We start from the raw sequence: 16953 nt of genomic DNA, 5'->3' as shown, positions 1-16953 counted from the left end.
GTTTCCCCGTCCGACTGAGAACGAGCACGATGCTCTTTTTCGATTAAAAGCTTGTCAGGCTGAGGCCATGGAGGGCCGAAGAGCACAACGGAGGCAGGAAGCCGACTTAATGCCAAGGATGGCATGTATTCCGTTAATGCAGGAGCAATTAACGGTTTGTGCGGTCCTGATAAGCTTCAGAAAAAGAGTATCGCGCGCAGTGTGCCGCAGGCCGAAGGAGCGGGGTGTCCTTTTGCTTACTTTTCCGACAAGGGAAAAGTAAGGCTGGTCGCCTTTAGGCGAGTAGAACGCTTTTTAAATTTAGCTCTTAAAGAAAAGATAACCCTATCTTCGATAGGACTCCAAACTACTTATCGTGTTTAGAACCACCCATACAGTTCGGGCTAGCTGGAACCACACCAGCCTTTTCAGCCCACTCTGCTTCAGTGTATAGGTGCATTGATAGAGCGTGGATTGGGTTTTGCATTATGTCGTTTAGCAGACCAAAGATAGTCTGGTGGCGCTGGATAAGGCGCTTACCGTCAAAATCATTACTTACGGCCACAAGTTTGAAGTGGGTATCCAAACGAGTACCGGAGTGCATATGGCTCTCGTTGATAATCTCTAGATGCGAAAGAGCTAACCCGGCATTCAACTTGGTTTCAATTTGTGACTCGATACTCATGAATTAACATCCTCTGCCTTGGCTTCTGCTAGCTTTTTAAAACGACTGTGTATTTTACGCGTAATAAACCAAACTGTACCAATAACAAGTGGTACTGAAATGCCAGTCGAGATCTCTTTATCAATCGGGGCACCCGCGGTAACAGCCGCATCAATCAGATATTTCACCAGACCCACTGCATAGTAGCTAATAGCTGCGACCGATAGACCCTCTACCGTGTGCTGCATCGCCAATTGAATGCGTGATCGACGATCCATTGAGCTGAGCAACTGCTGGTTCTGGTTCTGTATCGCCATCTCCACTCGGGTACGCATCATATCAGAGGCTCGGTTTACCCTTCTGGAGAGGTCATCCAATCGGTTATGCATGGTCTCACAGCCACGCACAGCAGGCGTTAGACGGCGAATCAAAAACTCTTTTAAAGTGAGGTGGCCCGAAACCTCATCCTCACGCAGCTCATCCAAACGCGCTGCCATGACATCGTGGTACGAACGGCTCGCGTTAAAGCGGAAAGTGGTGCGGGCACGCTCTGCTTCGATATCCGCAGATAGATTAATCAACTCACCCAATAGCTCTGTGTCATTCGATTTTTCACCCGTAGAGAGACGACGGGTTAGGTCTGCCATACGGCTATCCATATCAGCGACCACAGGAGAAAGATTACGCGCCTCTTTAAGGCCTAGCAGAGCCAAAAGGCGGTAGGTCTCAACCTCAATAACACGCTGCACCATTCGACCCATCTGGCCCTTGGACATGCTGTTATTAAAAATCAGGAAACGACCAAAGTTATCGCCATGCGTACGGAAGGTAGTCCATATCTGTGCAGCACCGTTTTGCGGCAAACTGCCGATCATCTGCATGTTATCCAACTGCGCACGAACATCATTAGGTGCAGGTAAATGAGCACCCTTAAGGTTTTGAATACGCATATGAAAGGCGGCTACTGTCTTACCAGGGTAGCGGCTTAACCAACCATCAGGTAGGCGATCTAAGGCTGTGGTGAAGAAGGGCTGAGTTGAGGCAACCCCTTCACGGGAATCGGTGATGGTGAGTGAAGTGAACTCTAGGTGCTGCTCCCAACGAATACGAAGGTCATCTGAGGTATAGATGTTACACGCTTGATCGACCGCATCACTTTCCATGCCCAGCATACTTAGTAGCTTTTGAATCTGCTCGCTCTGGACCTTACGCTCCTGTTGATTAGCAAGCACAGCAATATGAGTGATACTGACATCACCAGAGATACGTTGGAATGGGCGTGAGTGCAGCTCATCATAGAGCCAATCTCGATCTTCATGCCAAACTAAACCACTCTGATTAGACATTCTGCCCTTCCCTACACTTTAACCAATATCCAAGTCAGCGCGCATTAAAGACTGCTTGCTTAAATCGAAACTCATTAACTGAAGATCAACGGCTAGCCAACTATCAAAAGTTGCCCGCGTTAGCTCTGGCCAGCAATCACCAAATTCATCCCAAGCACCCAACTCATTCTCAAGTATGGCAGCCCAGTGCTGATCGAGTGCGCTGGAGAAATCCTCTTCCGACTCAACCTCATCAAAAAGGTAGATGTTACCTTCAGAGCAAAGCTCTTCGAAGGTGGGTAGCTCTTCATTAAAATTGGCCTGCAACCATTCATAGAACGGCTGCTTAGGACGAATAGAGATACCCGAGCGGTTAAGCAATTTCATTTCAAATCCTCAATTTAAGGTTTGATTATAAACATATAACTAAGCTTAACGCAGGTGCAAAAAATCAAATTATGAGAAATAAACAGGATTTGGGGAGGCTTGGTTGGAAATAATTACAGGAGCAAGCTCGAAGAGCGACGCGATTTGGGTTTTCGCTTTGCCCTTTGGGCTAGCTCCTACGAGAGGTAATGGTTTGTCGCTTCGCCTTTCAGGCTAGCTCCTACAGAGAGGTTAAAACTAGCCCCTACAGGAGAAATCTTCTGTAGGAGCTAGCTCGCAGAGCGACGCGATGATCGATTAAATCTCCGCCTCTTCTTCCTCTGCCATCACTTTGTAAGGATGGTCTGAAGCAAGCAGCGCTTTACCTAGATCCGTCGGGAACTCGACATCGACATCGACCACGCGGCCATCACGACAGACGTTGATGATGGTATCCATACAGGTACTAAGCAGTGAGTACTTCTCATCTGGTGCAGCGATGATCGTTTGAAGACCAAGATCGCTCATAAAGCCGAGAGAGGTTACGGTGTTTTCCGAGTCGAGTTTGTTAAACGCTTCGTCGAATACCGATAGGCTGAAGCCACCCACAGGTTTACCATCACCTCCCTCTTTCAGGCGGTAGGTAGCACCAAGAGCTGCTGCCATCGCAACGTAGAAAGGTACCTGGTGCTCACCACCTGAACCTGTCTTGATACGCTGACTTAGGGTTGTCTTGCGGTTGCCGTCGAGATCTTTCACCACCAACTCGAAGTTGTAGAAGTTTCGGTAGTCCTGCAGAAGACTGCTCTCACCCTCATCCTTCAATACTTCATGGATACGCTCTAGGGCACCTTTGTGCTCGCTATTGGTATCAAACTTCATATCAAAGAGTGAGCCAACGTTTGCAGAGTCTAGGCGTGTGTATGCTTCCACCAACTCCAGAATCTCTTTCAACTCTGGGTTTGGCATCATCTCGAAGCTGTACATCTCTTTGTGGAAAGGACGGTTCTTCAAGTGAGCATTCAACTCGCGGATCATGTCTCGGATCTTATTGATCTGATCATTCAAGTGCGCAACAAAGTCTGAACGGAATGCCGACTCAGCTTCAAGACGGGCACGCTCTGCTTTTTCGGTGTACTGCGCCAGCTCAGATTCGCGAAGCGCTTCAACCGTATCGTTAACATACTGCTCAAGATCTTCATGTGAAGAGTCTGGGCCTATCTTATCGAGACCCTGATGGCTCAAGCCGCCACCGTGGTGACGCGCTTTGTACTGCGCAACGGCATCACGCACACCATTTTTCTTCTTCTCATGAAGTGAAAGCTCAGACTGGGCTTTCTTAGCCGCTTCAAAGATGATGCGCTCTAGCTCACCATCACAGCTCTCATCAAGGTAGTCTCGCTTCTCTTGCGCTGACTGCGCATCAAAGTCCGCTTTAGCTTCACAAGCCGCACGTGCTTCAGCATGCTCAGTCAGATCGCTATCAAGTACTTCAAGCGCTGCAGTATCACGAATCAAACCAGTACGCGCTTTCTGGAGTTTATCCATCAGTGCCGATTGGTTCTGTTCAGTCTCTTTCTGTTTAGCGACTAGATCGGTAATACGCTGCTGAAGACCGGTATCATCCTGGTTACGCAGATCGATAATGGTCTGCTGATAGCCCTCAACCTGGTGGGTCAACTTCTTACGCTGCTCACTCAGATCGAACACCTTCTCGTTCACTTGGTTAAGCCCACCATCAAGGCTGATAAGCGCATCTCGCAGCTTCTCTAGCGACTCGTGCTGACGACCAAGCAGTGTAAACTCATTCACCAACTGGTCTACCTGCTTACCCTGGAGTGCAAGCTGATCACCGCGACGACGAATACCCATGATCGGAGTCATCTCATTGATAGCAGTAGTAGAGCCCTCAGTCTGCAACATACAGTCGTAGGTCAGAGCTCGCTCATGTTTTAGCAGCTCCGCTTCTGTCTCTACCGCCATCACACCACCAAGGGCGCGATTCATGTAAGCAAGAGCGTGGTCATTATCGGTCTCGATAAACTGCGCCAGCGTGTTTGACTTAGCACGGTTCAACCACTCATCAGATTTAGTGGTGTTGATGATTCGACAACCTTTAAGGTGGCGACCTTTACGACGGTAAAGGGTGATCGCCTCTTTAACGCGATCAGGATCCACAATAAGAGCTTCACGACGAGCGCCTAGGAAGGACTCAATCGCAATACGCCACTTATCATCGGTAATATCGACCAACTCACAAATCGGGGTCGATTCGATACCATATTCGTTAAGTAGCTCCATCAGATCAGCGGTGTTACGGCGCACTGGCGCACGACCCTGTTGAAGCTGTTCAACGGCTGATTTCTGGTTCTGAATTTGCGAACGCAGTTCAGCGATACGAATTACAGAGTCTTCGTAACGACGCGAAACTTTACGACGCACGTTCTCAATCGACTTACGCATCGCATCCATAGTGTTATCAACACTCACAGGATCGGTTGGCCATACATCGGCCATCAGGTTCTCACCCGAACGCCAGATCTCAACAGCCTGATCGACCAAGGTTACAAACTCTTCTGGAAGCAGATCACGCTGCTGGTTAAAACCAACCGCTGTACGCATCAATGAGTAGGCTTTATGAATACGCTCCTGCACGACACTCAGCTCATGCTGGCCGGCACGGATCGATGACTCAAGGGCATTAATCTGGTGTGCAGAGTCAGTGTTGTTGAGTGCAGCTCGGGCATTGGCAAGATCTTGCATGACTGTGTTGAGATCTTGGCCCGCTGTTGCCAGCTCTTTCTCAACTTCTGTTTCCTGCTCCTGCCACTTCTCGATACGCTCTTCAGCCTCCTCTTTACGAAGGTCAGCACTCTCGAAACGGCTTTCATGAACAACCCACTCATACTCAACCGCATTCTTGATGTTTCGGCTAATACCTGAGCAGAGCTCCTGAACCTTAACCAGCTCATCGATACGGTTGGCAACGTCACGTGTCTTCTCTTCCATAGCGCGGTATTCGTCCAGCGACTTACGGAAGGCACCCACATGCACGACGTTCTCATCGAGCACGAACTCACGCACAAAACGAGTTGGACTATCGATAGGGACGAACTTCAGTGCGTTTTTGAAGTTTTTAACGAATTTATCATCGTCATTTGGCATCTGTGGATCGTGACTTAGGTGTGTTACCAACTCACGAACAAAACGACTAGCGCGCTTCTCGAGCAGCATATCTGGGCACTGCTTCATCAGATTTTCACGCACCTCCGCCCAAGGACGTGGCATACGACCACCGCCCTGCTTCACACTGAAGTCATCTAGCGAGACTGAGAAGTTAGGCAGAATAAAGCGACCTAGAATATCTTCATCTGGGCTAGCGGTAGATGCGTTAATCGCAATACCCACACAGCTCTCTTGAGCAGTCTCAGTATCGAAGAAGCTTAGTGCCAAATAGGTTAACGAGTCTTCACGAACGTTAGATGCTTTACCCATATCATCCAAAGCACCCAGACAGTAGGTACGCAGCGAACGCTCTGACTTCTCACCGGCTGATGCGTTGAAGCTTAGGTGGCGCTTATGGCCACCCATCAATACCGTTTGTATCGCATCCAGCAGTGACGACTTACCAGAACCGTTAGGTCCAACGATGGCAACGTTACCCTTAATAGGGATCTCCATTGCACCCAGTACATACCAGTTAACTAGAACGATGCGATTAAGCTGTTTCATCGCTACCCTCCTCTACATCGCTCTCGTGTTTAATCTCTTCTTCGTCAGCGCTCTCTTCTGCAGCTTTCGATGTGCTCTCAGCAGCAGTTTCTGACTCATCTGAAACATCTTCCAAATTACTGTCGTCAGAACCACCTTCCATATCGCAAAGTGCTTCAAGCTGACGGATGTAATCTTCTACCACCACCTGACGGATGGTTGGGTAGATCCCCAGAGGGATATTTTTAGGATCGGTCTCGTCAGCCTTACCACGCTCAATAACACCATGGCGGGCAAACAGAGCAAGAATCTCTTTCAGGCGAGTCTCGTTCGGAATCTCTTTGCCGGTCAAGCTCTGATAGGTACTTAGCATCTCATCGGAAGTGATGTACGCCTTGCCACCTTCAACCTCAAAGTTCTCAAGTTTCTGCTCGTACATCTGACGCAAACAGAGAAGCAGCAGTGACTCATCCAACTTCAGACGCATCACACGCTCTTCACCCTGCGGCACAATGCCAAGGTAGGCTTCATCCGGTTGGTAGACCACAGACCAGCCAATTGCAGAGAAGAGATTGCGGAAGTAGCTCATGTTCTGCGCAATCAAAAAATAGTTGTCGCGCTGCGCGGGACGGTCCGCATACAGGAACTGGTTAGTCAGTAGCGAGTTAGCAGCACGCACGAAGTCGTACTCTGTTGTTTTCTCGTTGCGCTCTAGCGCTTTTTGTAAATCACCAAGCATCAGGCTTTATTCCTGTGAATAGTAAAACCACGGCACTCCACCATATCGGCAACGCACACGTAAGCTTCGTCAAACTCTATCTGGTATCGGTCAGCTGTCTTACGCGCTTTTTTCCCCAATGAGTTGAGGTGTCGCACATAGCTGAAACAGATGTAATCTTCAATTGAATCGATCTTAAATTCGGCTGCCGCTACGGACTTCTGGCCATCCATAAAGTGGCGTTCGAGGTACTCATCGATACGATCTACTTTAACTTCACGACGCGCTTTCCACTCTTTAAAGAGTTGGCGCATATGAAGCACTTTCGGGTCGATCTGCTGCTGCGTAATAACACGCGGTGCTGTTTCTACACGGCGCTTAATTGGTGAGCGGATCGAGGATGGTGAGATGAAACCATACTGCTCAAGCGAACGAACCGCTGGAATCTCGCGTCCATCTTTCTCAGAAAGCTTGCTGATAACACGTGACAGACGAGCAGCCATACCTGGCGTCGTCTTATCCATGTAACGCACTGTATCAGCTACACGCTTCTCAAGCTGGTAACGGAAATCATCGATTATCGCGAGGCGCTGATCGACAGATTCAAAAATACGAATAATGCGATTGATATGGGCAAAGACCATCGCCTCAGCGGACTCTGACTCAATCTCATACTGCATCTGGTAGTGTTTGGTAAGCAGTTCAACCTTAAGAGTATCGAACTGCAAGTCTCGTAGTAGCGATAGAATCTGACGACGAAAACGGAACGGGTTGTTCTTTGTTTTCAATGTCTTATAGTCAGAAACTAGAATATGCTCTACGAATCTCTCAAAGAAGCCACGCACAATCTCTTGTGGGTTATGACTCTCCGAAAGAGTAATCTTCAACTCACGAAGACCAAGCAACATGTCGGTTAGGTGTGCACTAAATTCAGAGGCAGTATCTGCCGCTTCTGCAAGTGTAATACCACGCCCTACTGGATCGTTTAGTGCCGACTCAAGTGACGAAAGCACATTCAATACCGTGCCACCGTAGCTACGTTTTTCGAAGCGCGCTATCGAGACAAGGTTACGCAGCAGATAACTAACCGATGGCTGCAGAAGCACATAGGTGCGATAGATCTTCTGCTCCTCTTCCAGCCAACCAGTCGAAACTAGTCGACGGTAGATTCGGTTGGTGTAATCAGCGCTTGAGGTTGGGAGTTCTGTTTCTGACTCGTCATCCGATTCGGCAACCCAACGACGCACGCCCATTCTGACGACGGCATTTTCGATTTGGGAGCGGACTAAATCTTTAGGAATAAACGGGTCGATAAGATCTTCATCAAAGAACAGGTCAGACAGTTCAAGAAGAACCGTTTGGTACACCTGTCTATTCTGCCCTGAGAGAGGGGCGAAGATATCGTCTGGAAGCTTGTTAAAAAGCACTCAATTTCCACCGTTACAAGAACACTCGTTGCCGAGTATCACATCAATACAAGCAAACGATTCTAACAAAAAAACGAGGCCTGTATAGGACCGTTTTCTGACTCGTTAGTCGAAGTCTTACAGAACTCGAGAATACACCTAGTTTCCAATAAAGGATTTAGCTTAACGCTATTAATTTCTAGCAATTTTGATTTGTAACAAATCTATCGCTTTACCTAGGGTACAACCCTGTTAAAATCGACCTTTTAAGCAATCTTAGATTGCAAATTGGCACCGCAAGGCTGAGCCCTACTCACCAAGGCGGATTGGTTTCACCACACAGATAGGCATAGTGGATGAAATTTCGTTTTCCTGTCGTCATCATTGACGAAGATTTCCGTTCAGAAAACATCTCTGGTTCCGGTATCCGCGACCTCGCAGCTGCGATTGAGAAAGAGGGCTCTGAAGTTGTGGGTTTAACAAGCTACGGCGACCTCACTGCGTTTGCACAGCAGGCGAGCCGTGCTTCGTGTTTCATCATCTCTGTCGATGATGAAGAGTTCGATTCAGGCGAATCAGAGGACCTCTCTGATGCGGTACTCAACAACATTCGCGACTTCATTCACGAAGTGCGTAAGCGTAATGCCGAAATTCCAATCTTCCTTTACGGTGAGACACGTACCTCACGCCACGTAACGAACGACATTCTGCGCGAATTGCACGGCTTCATTCACATGTTTGAAGATACTGCCGAGTTCGTAGCACGCCACATTATTCGTGAAGCTAAGAAATACCTAGAATCACTGGCACCTCCGTTCTTTAATGCACTGATGGGCTATGCAAGCGACTCATCATACTCTTGGCACTGCCCTGGTCATTCGGGTGGCGTAGCCTTCCTAAAGAGCCCAGTGGGTCAGATGTTCCACCAGTTCTTTGGCGAAAACATGCTCCGTGCGGACGTATGTAACGCAGTAGAAGAGCTTGGCCAGCTGCTAGACCATACCGGCCCAGTATCTGATTCAGAGCAGAGTGCAGCACGCATCTTTGGCGCAGACCACCTATTCTTCGTAACCAACGGTACATCAACATCCAACAAGGTTGTTTGGCACTCTACCGTTGCGCCTGGCGATATCGTGGTTGTGGATCGTAACTGTCACAAATCGATTCTCCACTCGATCATCATGTGTGGTGCGATTCCGGTATTCTTGATGCCGACACGCAACCACTACGGCATCATCGGCCCTATTCCTAAGAGTGAATTCGACCCTGAGACCATTCGCCGCAAGATCGAAGAGCACCCATTTGCACGCAATGCGGCTAATAAAAAACCGCGCGTACTGACCATTACTCAGTCGACCTACGACGGTATCCTTTACAACGTCGAGACCATCAAATCGATGCTCGGCGACAATATCGATACCCTCCACTTTGACGAAGCTTGGTTGCCACACGCTGCGTTCCACAGCTTCTATAACCACATGCACGCGATTGGCGGTACCGAACCACGTCCACGCTCGGAAGACACCTTAGTATTTGCGACCCAATCGACTCACAAGCTACTTGCAGGTCTTTCGCAGGCGTCTCAGATTCTTGTACAGGATGCTAAGAACCGTAAGCTGGATACCTACCGTTTCAACGAGTCATACCTTATGCACTCATCAACCAGCCCACAGTACGCGATTATCGCCTCTTGTGACGTTGCTGCAGCGATGATGGAACCACCGGGTGGTACCGCATTGGTTGAGGAGTCACTTTACGAAGCAATCGACTTCCGCCGCGCGATGGTGAAAGTTGAGAAAGAGTTTGGTGATAACGACTGGTGGTTCAAAGTTTGGGGGCCACAGAAGTGGGATGCCGAAGGTCTTGGTGATCGTGATGCTTGGGTCATCCACGAAGATGATACTTGGCACGGCTTTGGTGAAATCGAATCGGGCTTCAACATGCTCGACCCAATCAAAGCGACTATCATTACACCGGGACTAAACATTCATGGTGAGTTTGATGAGCACGGCATTCCAGCGGCGATTGTTAGCAAATACCTCGCTGAGCACGGCATCATCATCGAGAAGACTGGTCTCTACTCGTTCTTCATCATGTTCACCATCGGTATCACTAAGGGCCGTTGGAACTCGATGGTTACCGAACTGCAACAGTTCAAAGATGACTTCGACAACAACCTGCCGTTGTGGCGTGTAATGCCAGAGTTTGTGGCGAAACATCCACAATACCAGCGCGTTGGTTTGCGTGACCTATGTCATCAGCTGCACGACATCTACCGCAAGTTCAACGTTGCTAAGATCACGACAGAGATGTACCTATCGAAGATCGAGCCATCAATGCTTCCAGCGGATGCTTGGTCGAAGATGGCTCACCGCGAAGTTGAACGCGTATCGATTGATGAGCTACAGGGCCGCACCACAGCGATGCTTGTAACGCCTTACCCACCAGGTATTCCGCTATTGATTCCTGGCGAGCGTTTCAACGATACGATTGTGGATTACCTGAAGTTTGTTCGTGAGTTCAACGCAGCCTTCCCAGGATTTGAGACGGACTGTCACGGCCTGGTGCGTGAGCATATCGATGGCAAGGATGAATACTTCATCGATTGTGTGAAAGAACCAGCCTAACCTTCAAAACGGCCCTTCGGGGCCGTTAGTTTTTCTGCAGTTAGGCAACATATATTCGCAAGATTCATAAGAGCATTTAATGATTTACGAACTAAACAAAACCCTTAAAGATGATGAAGCGGGAGTGGTTGTTACCGACTACCTTGCTGATAAGACAGGCATCTCCAAGCAAAAGATTAAAGATGCTCTGACTAAGGGTGCTGTTTGGCTGACCCGCCATAATAAACCTCGCAAGCGCCTGCGTCGCGCCAAAGAGGAGCTATTAAAAGGCGATCGTATTGAGCTCTTCTATAATGAGAATCTACTAGCACGCAAAGCAAAAACACCCGTCTGCCTGCATGATGCGCAAGGTTACTCTGTCTGGTTTAAACCAGAGGGGATCATCGCGCAAGGTAACGACTGGTGCGACCATTTAGCGCTAATGCGCATTGCTGAACTGACCCTTCAGCCAAAACGTAGCGGCTTTCTAATTCACCGTTTAGACCGTGAAACAGCAGGCCTTATGGTGATTGCACACCGCCAAGGCGTTGCAGCAGCAATATCCCGTGAGTTTCAGCTTCGTAAGGTAAAGAAGTTCTACCGCGCTCTTGTGCGTGGTGAGGCTCCACTTAAAGGCGAAGTCACTCGTAAACTGGATGATAAGACCGCGCACACCCTATTCGAGCGTGTAGCCTATGATGAAGCGAATGATATATCAGACCTTCACGTAGAGATCCTAACAGGCCGCACCCACCAGATTCGTCGCCACCTAAATATGATCGGCCACCCAGTTATGGGCGATCCTAAATACGGAAGCGACAACAAAAACACCACCGGCATGCAGCTCTATGCCTTGCAACTAGCATTTACCTGCCCTATCCAAAAGCGCGTGGTAACTTTTGAGCTTTCGGATGCGTTCCTAAAAGAGCATGCAAATGCAGAGCTTTTGGCTTCTTAATCTAAGACGTTATTTTAAAAGCTAATATTCCGCTTTAAGCTGGGTATTTGCTCTTGAATATTCAATAAAGAATTTAGCGTATATCGCAAACCACCCTACAAACCCTTACAATAAGCAGTTCGCTAACTTTTAGGCTAAAACTTTTCGCCCAACCCTATGATGTTCAATAAAAAGACTAAAGCCGAAATTCGTGCAGAGCTTCAGAAAGAGGTTCAGGACTTTTTATTGTCTGGTGGTGAGGTAACGCAGATTCCGCGTGGCCAAAGCGGTGTGCCTAATGGCGGTTTAATTCGCCCTGTGTTCAACGATGGGAAACCACGTGAAGAGCGAACACCGGTAAGTGATGTGCTAAAAGATATCGATGCTCGCCGCTTAGCGAAAGAGCATCCAAAGTTGCTTAAAAAGGCTCGCAAGCCGCAACGTAAAATTATCTACGACGACTTTGGCGAGCCTATTCGTGAGGTTTGGGAATAAGTGGCGACAGTAATGTGCTCCCGCAATTACTGAATACAGGCCATCCATGGCCTTAACTGGCACTCTGTAGGAGGCTCCCCATAGGGGCGCCGACCTTTTCACCGTCTCTTCGGGAAGGTTCCTACAAAAGCCCTAAGCCAATCCGACCTTCAAAGCGAGTTCCGCTGTTCGATTCGCATATCCCCACTCATTGTCGTACCACAAGTACAACTTAACCTGGGTATCATTCACTACCATTGTAGATAGCGCATCAACGATACTTGAACGCGGGTCGGTCTTGTAATCGATTGAGACCAATGGTCGCTCTTCAAAACCGAGAATACCTTTCAACTCCCCTTCTGCAGCAGCTTTAAGAAGGTTATTCACCTCCTCCTCCGAAGTAGGACGAGAAACTTCAAACACACAATCTGTAATCGACGCATTGGCGAGTGGCACACGAATAGCATGGCCATTCAACTTACCTTTAAGCTCTGGGAAGATGTGGGTAATGGCTGTTGCAGAGCCGGTAGTGGTAGGAATCAAACTCATGCCACAGGCACGTGCGCGGCGCAGGTCTTTATGCGGGGCATCAAGAATCGTCTGGGTGTTGGTAATATCGTGAATCGTGGTCATGGAACCGTGCTTAATGCCTAGGTTCTCGTGAATCACTTTTACCGCAGGCGCAAGACAGTTTGTAGTACAAGAAGCTGCCGTAACTATCGGGTGTTTTAAAGGATCAAAGAGGTGATCGTTTACACCCATCACCGTATCTAACACCCCCTCCTGTTTAACGGGAGCTGTAACAACTACACGCTTAACACCCTGATCAAGGTATGCCTGCAACTTCTCTTTGGTTTTAAACTTACCTGAAGCTTCAACCACCAAGTCGCAACCGCTCCAGTCAGTCTCTTCAATAGTTTTGTTGGCAGACACAGAAATAGCACGCCCACCAACGACCATCGCACCTGATTCAACAATCGCTTCGCGACTCCAGCGACCATGCACAGAGTCGAAATTGAGTAGATGAGCCAGAGTAGTAACATCTCCAGCAGGGTCGTTTATGTGAACAATTTCCACAGCGGGATTTTCAAAAAGCACACGCGCCGTTAAACGCCCCATTCGGCCAAAGCCATTAATGCCAATTCGCAGAGCCATCGCTCACTCCAGATAAAGATTTGATGACGATATTGTTACAGATAAATGTGACAGTTTTGTATCAACGCCCATACAACGCATCAATCTCTTCAGCTAAATCTTCAATAACCTTGGCACGCTTAATCTTCTGAGTTGGAGTGACGTAACCATTATCAATCGTGAAAAGTTCATCTCGGATAATGAATTTTCGAATACGCTCTACCGAGTTAAGTTCTTGGCTGACACGTTTCACAACAGCTGAGATCTTCTTCTCAAGCTCTTCTGAGCTTTTAACGGTTGCTGCAAACTCTGGGCTAGGCACTATCACCGCACCCAACCAAGGATGAACATCACCAAAGACAACCGCCTGGTCGATCTCCTCTTCCAGAGCTAGTTTGCTCTCAATTTTGGCAGGGGCTACGTTATCACCACCCGAGGTAACGATTAGATCCTTACAACGACCTACGATAGAGATGTAGTTGTCTTCATCCACTGTTGCCAAATCACCGGTATGCAACCAGCCATCGATAATCGTCATAGCAGTGGCTGACTCGTTGCGCCAGTAACCCTTCATGACGTTAGGGCCTTTAATAAGAAGCTCACCCTGTTCAGAGATCTTAAAATCCACCTGGCTCATAGCCGCACCCACGGTGGACATCTTAATCTTGTTTGGATGGTTCACTGAAATTAGTGGCGAGGCCTCTGTCTGGCCGTACCCCTGAATAATGCCGACACCCAGTGCCGTGAAGAAGTTACCGATCTCAGGGTCAAGTGGTGCACCACCAGAGATAAAATACTTAATCTTGCCACCAAAACGCTGCAGTAGCTTTTTACGCACCAGCTTAGTCAGCAGCGGATCAATTAGGGTTTCGAATACTGTTAAAGGCTCTTCATTGATGCGTTTGATACCAATCGATAGCGCCTTGTTGAAGAGGTACTTTTTAGCGCCGCTAGAGCGATCTACACCCGACTTAATTTTGGCGTAGAGCATGTCATAGAGACGCGGAACTGCCGTTGCCATGGTGGGAGAAACTTCCCCAAGGTACTGGGCAAGCTTGTCTGTCGACTCACAGTAAAAGATCTCGGCACCCTGAGTAATCGGCATATGGAAACCAGCCATGTGCTCGTAGGCGTGCGCTAGGGGTAGGAAGGATAAGAAACGATCGTTCTCATCCACTGGAATAACATCAAGAATCTCTTTGGCTGAATCGACGTTATGAATCACGTTGGCGTGCGTCAGCATAGCTGCTTTCGGTTGACCACCGGTGCCAGAAGTAAAGATCAAACAGCAGACATCATCTTTATCTATATGGCTGATATCGGGGCGCACTGCGTTCTCAACAGTCGTTGGCCAAGCAACTTGCTTGGTATGCCAATCCGGTTTTTCGTGGGAGCCTGCCTCTAGCACGATCATGTTATCGACCGTCTCTTCCGAGACGTTAGCTTCCAAGACACGGTCAGCAAGCGCCTGGCTTGAGACGATAGCAAACTTAGGCTCGGTTAAAGCAAGAATATGGCGAAGGTCATCCACATTGTGCGTGGTATATGCAGGTACTGCGTAGGCACCTATTGCCATAATAGCTAGATCTGAAATTGCCCACTCTGGACGGTTTTCCGAGAGAAGAAGGACACGATCTCCCTTACCTACTCCGTGTGCTTGCAGAAGATCAGCCAATGTTGATACAGCATCTGCAGTCTCTTTCCAGCTATGGGTGTACCAGCCATCTTTCCCTTTAGCACCAAGGAATGTTTTATCACCAAATCGATCAGCTTGATCAAAGAAACGTTTAACTAGGTTCATCGTTATTCTTCTATTTTTTAGCAAAATTATTGTTATGCGAAACAATACACCAAAACCCATAAAACGAGAAAAGCTGCATCAATTTTCCTCTACGAACAATCTGTTGATAGAGATCAATGAAACAATATTAGATAGTGCTAATCTAAACTCATCCAAACAAACAGAAGGAGCACAAAAATGGCTGCTATTTCACAAGATCACACATCGGTTGCAGTATGGGCATTGGACGTAGTTTTTCTACTAGCCGCAATCTCACCAGCGATCATCTTCTTGGGTACGCTAATTGCAGGTTAATCTGCAACATTGACCGAAAGGTCTTATGAGGGAAAGGTCAGCGAATGCTGGCCTTTTTGTTTTTGGGCGCAAATTTCAGAATTCTAACTACACTTCATAGAAACCAGATGAGGTAAGGCTATGAAGCAATTAAAACGATTCACCCCACTCCTATTGGCGATTCCCCTATCCCTAAGCCCGATAATGCATCATTCGGCATTCGCTAAAAACGACAAGTCGGAATCACCGAGTGAAAGATCTTCTCAAAAAGATCGAGACGAACACGACTCCAAATCGAAACATGAGAAAAGTGATAAATCGAAAGGCAAAAGCCGTGAAAAACAGGAAGCAGTAAATATGCTCGTTAAAGAGCTTGGCCTTAAAAATAGAGGGCAACTTCATAAACTTCTGGGAGCGCTCAATTCAGGAGATATCCGTGAGTTAGAGACTAGCGACATTCCTCTAACAAAACTTAAAGGTGATTTCGAAGCAGCAAAAACAAATCGCGAAGCGAAACAGCGTATTACCAAACTTGCAGGCGCAGTTGATACCCTTTTAAGTAAAGAGAAGAAAACCCCAGCAGAGATAAGCGCTGCCGTGACAGATGTTTTAGAGCTTTTAGAATAGTTCAAACAAAAAAAGACACCTAAAAAGGTGTCTGAATGTGCAAAGAACGGAACTAAAACTTTGCACTAGTTACACAAGGGACATGAGCTATGAGTTAAATATATGCCTAAAAAGATAGAGTGCGACCGCAAGTGTTCTGAGTTTTTCTAATGTCTTAAACTAGTTTTTCATAAAGATAGATTACTTATTCCAAAATAGAGAAATGATCCAAGATACCCGCGCCATCAACAGCGACCGTAGCGATATAGAAACACTCGATGAGATTTGGCTATTCGGGTATGGATCTCTCATCTATAAGGTCGACTTCCCTTATCTCGAATCAAAACCCGCCTATCTATGCGGATGGAGCAGACGCTTCTGGCAAGGTAGCCACGACCACCGCGGCACACCAGATAAGCCAGGCAGGGTTTTAACCCTTATAGAAGAGCCATCTGAACGCTGTTTTGGTATCGCTTACCGAGTAACCGCTGACGTCTTCGACCACCTCGACCATCGCGAAAAAAATGGCTACCTGAGACTAATCAAAGAGCTAGAGTTTGAGGACGTAACCCGCAAACCCGGCGTCACCTACATCGGCATGCCAAACAACCCCGCCTTCCTAGGCCCCGCTTCCGATATTGATATCGCAAAACAGATCCACATAAGCGAAGGCCCCAGCGGCACAAACCGAGAGTATGTCGAGCTACTTGCCGAAGCCCTAAAAGCTCATAACGTAAAAGATCCACAGGTAGATGCTATCCACGTCCTACTCCAAAAGCTAGATTCAAGGAGGGATGCCTAAAATATTACCTTATACACACCGACAAAAAACCGGCCGGGTGCCAACTGGGATCTACAGCGATTACTACGGGTACCTGCGACAGAATCCATAAACGCTCTAGCCACCAAAGTCGACGACGATTATCCCGCTAAGGGGCCCTACCCCTTTTGTT

Annotated in this window: 13 protein-coding genes; 5 read left to right on the top strand and 8 right to left on the bottom strand. The window is 47.9% G+C overall.

All coding sequences use genetic code 11. The annotated features are described in order from the left end of the window. Positions 1 to 346 precede the first annotated feature (346 nt). The 6 genes from HH196_RS02195 to HH196_RS02170 form a co-directional block, all read right to left on the bottom strand. Positions 347 to 664 (bottom strand): BolA family transcriptional regulator, encoded by a 318-nt coding sequence (locus HH196_RS02195; RefSeq protein ID WP_169450461.1) that lies wholly within the window; start codon positions 662 to 664, stop codon positions 347 to 349. Then, on the bottom strand, positions 661 to 1989 hold the full coding sequence (locus tag HH196_RS02190; RefSeq protein WP_169450460.1) for a DUF3422 family protein: 1329 nt from the start codon (positions 1987 to 1989) through the stop codon (positions 661 to 663). Before HH196_RS02190 ends, HH196_RS02195 begins: the two co-directional genes overlap by 4 nt. Before the next feature lie 18 nt (positions 1990 to 2007). Next, the gene (locus HH196_RS02185) at positions 2008 to 2355 is read right to left on the bottom strand and encodes a hypothetical protein (RefSeq protein WP_169450459.1); all 348 of its coding nucleotides are present in this window, start codon (positions 2353 to 2355) and stop codon (positions 2008 to 2010) included. Between the two features lie 297 nt (positions 2356 to 2652). Next, positions 2653 to 6066, bottom strand: a complete 3414-nt coding sequence (locus tag HH196_RS02180) for an SbcC/MukB-like Walker B domain-containing protein (protein ID WP_169450458.1) — start codon at positions 6064 to 6066, stop codon at positions 2653 to 2655. Further along, complete coding sequence (locus tag HH196_RS02175; protein WP_169450457.1) at positions 6053 to 6784, bottom strand: DUF4194 domain-containing protein; 732 nt, start codon at positions 6782 to 6784, stop codon at positions 6053 to 6055. Before HH196_RS02175 ends, HH196_RS02180 begins: the two co-directional genes overlap by 14 nt. After that, positions 6784 to 8190, bottom strand: coding sequence for a Wadjet anti-phage system protein JetA family protein (locus HH196_RS02170; protein WP_169450456.1), 1407 nt, complete (start codon positions 8188 to 8190; stop codon positions 6784 to 6786). The genes HH196_RS02175 and HH196_RS02170 overlap by 1 nt, the downstream gene beginning before the upstream one ends. A gap of 335 nt (positions 8191 to 8525) precedes the next feature. Between HH196_RS02170 and HH196_RS02165 the strand changes: the two genes are divergently transcribed. The 3 genes from HH196_RS02165 (at position 8526) to HH196_RS02155 (ending at position 12207) form a co-directional block, all read left to right on the top strand. Then, positions 8526 to 10796: an Orn/Lys/Arg decarboxylase N-terminal domain-containing protein gene (locus HH196_RS02165; protein ID WP_169450455.1), complete on the top strand. Its 2271-nt coding sequence runs from the start codon at positions 8526 to 8528 to the stop codon at positions 10794 to 10796. A 79-nt stretch (positions 10797 to 10875) separates the two neighbouring features. Continuing rightward, positions 10876 to 11733 (top strand): pseudouridine synthase, encoded by an 858-nt coding sequence (locus HH196_RS02160; protein WP_169450454.1) that lies wholly within the window; start codon positions 10876 to 10878, stop codon positions 11731 to 11733. Between the two features lie 156 nt (positions 11734 to 11889). After that, on the top strand, positions 11890 to 12207 hold the full coding sequence (locus tag HH196_RS02155; RefSeq protein ID WP_169450453.1) for a hypothetical protein: 318 nt from the start codon (positions 11890 to 11892) through the stop codon (positions 12205 to 12207). A 132-nt stretch (positions 12208 to 12339) separates the two neighbouring features. On the opposite strand, the gene HH196_RS02150 is transcribed toward HH196_RS02155, so the two are convergent. Together HH196_RS02150 and HH196_RS02145 are read right to left on the bottom strand one after the other, a co-directional pair. Beyond that, entirely contained in the window at positions 12340 to 13341 is a 1002-nt protein-coding gene (locus HH196_RS02150; RefSeq protein ID WP_169450452.1) for an ArsJ-associated glyceraldehyde-3-phosphate dehydrogenase, read from the bottom strand. A gap of 61 nt (positions 13342 to 13402) precedes the next feature. Further along, positions 13403 to 15121: a long-chain fatty acid--CoA ligase gene (locus HH196_RS02145; protein WP_169450451.1), complete on the bottom strand. Its 1719-nt coding sequence runs from the start codon at positions 15119 to 15121 to the stop codon at positions 13403 to 13405. Positions 15122 to 15535: 414 nt separating this feature from the next. On the opposite strand from HH196_RS02145, the gene HH196_RS02140 reads away from it, so the two are divergent. Beyond that, a complete protein-coding gene (locus tag HH196_RS02140) occupies positions 15536 to 16021 on the top strand; it encodes a hypothetical protein (RefSeq protein WP_169450450.1) in 486 nt (161 codons plus the stop codon). A gap of 202 nt (positions 16022 to 16223) precedes the next feature. Beyond that, positions 16224 to 16802, top strand: a complete 579-nt coding sequence (locus HH196_RS02135; protein WP_169450449.1) for a gamma-glutamylcyclotransferase — start codon at positions 16224 to 16226, stop codon at positions 16800 to 16802. The last annotated feature ends 151 nt before the right edge of the window (positions 16803 to 16953 follow it).

The organism is Marinobacterium sp. LSUCC0821 (genome assembly GCF_012848475.1).
Lineage (GTDB): Bacteria > Pseudomonadota > Gammaproteobacteria > Pseudomonadales > Balneatricaceae > Marinobacterium_E.
This window is presented reverse-complemented; position numbering and strand designations above follow the sequence as displayed.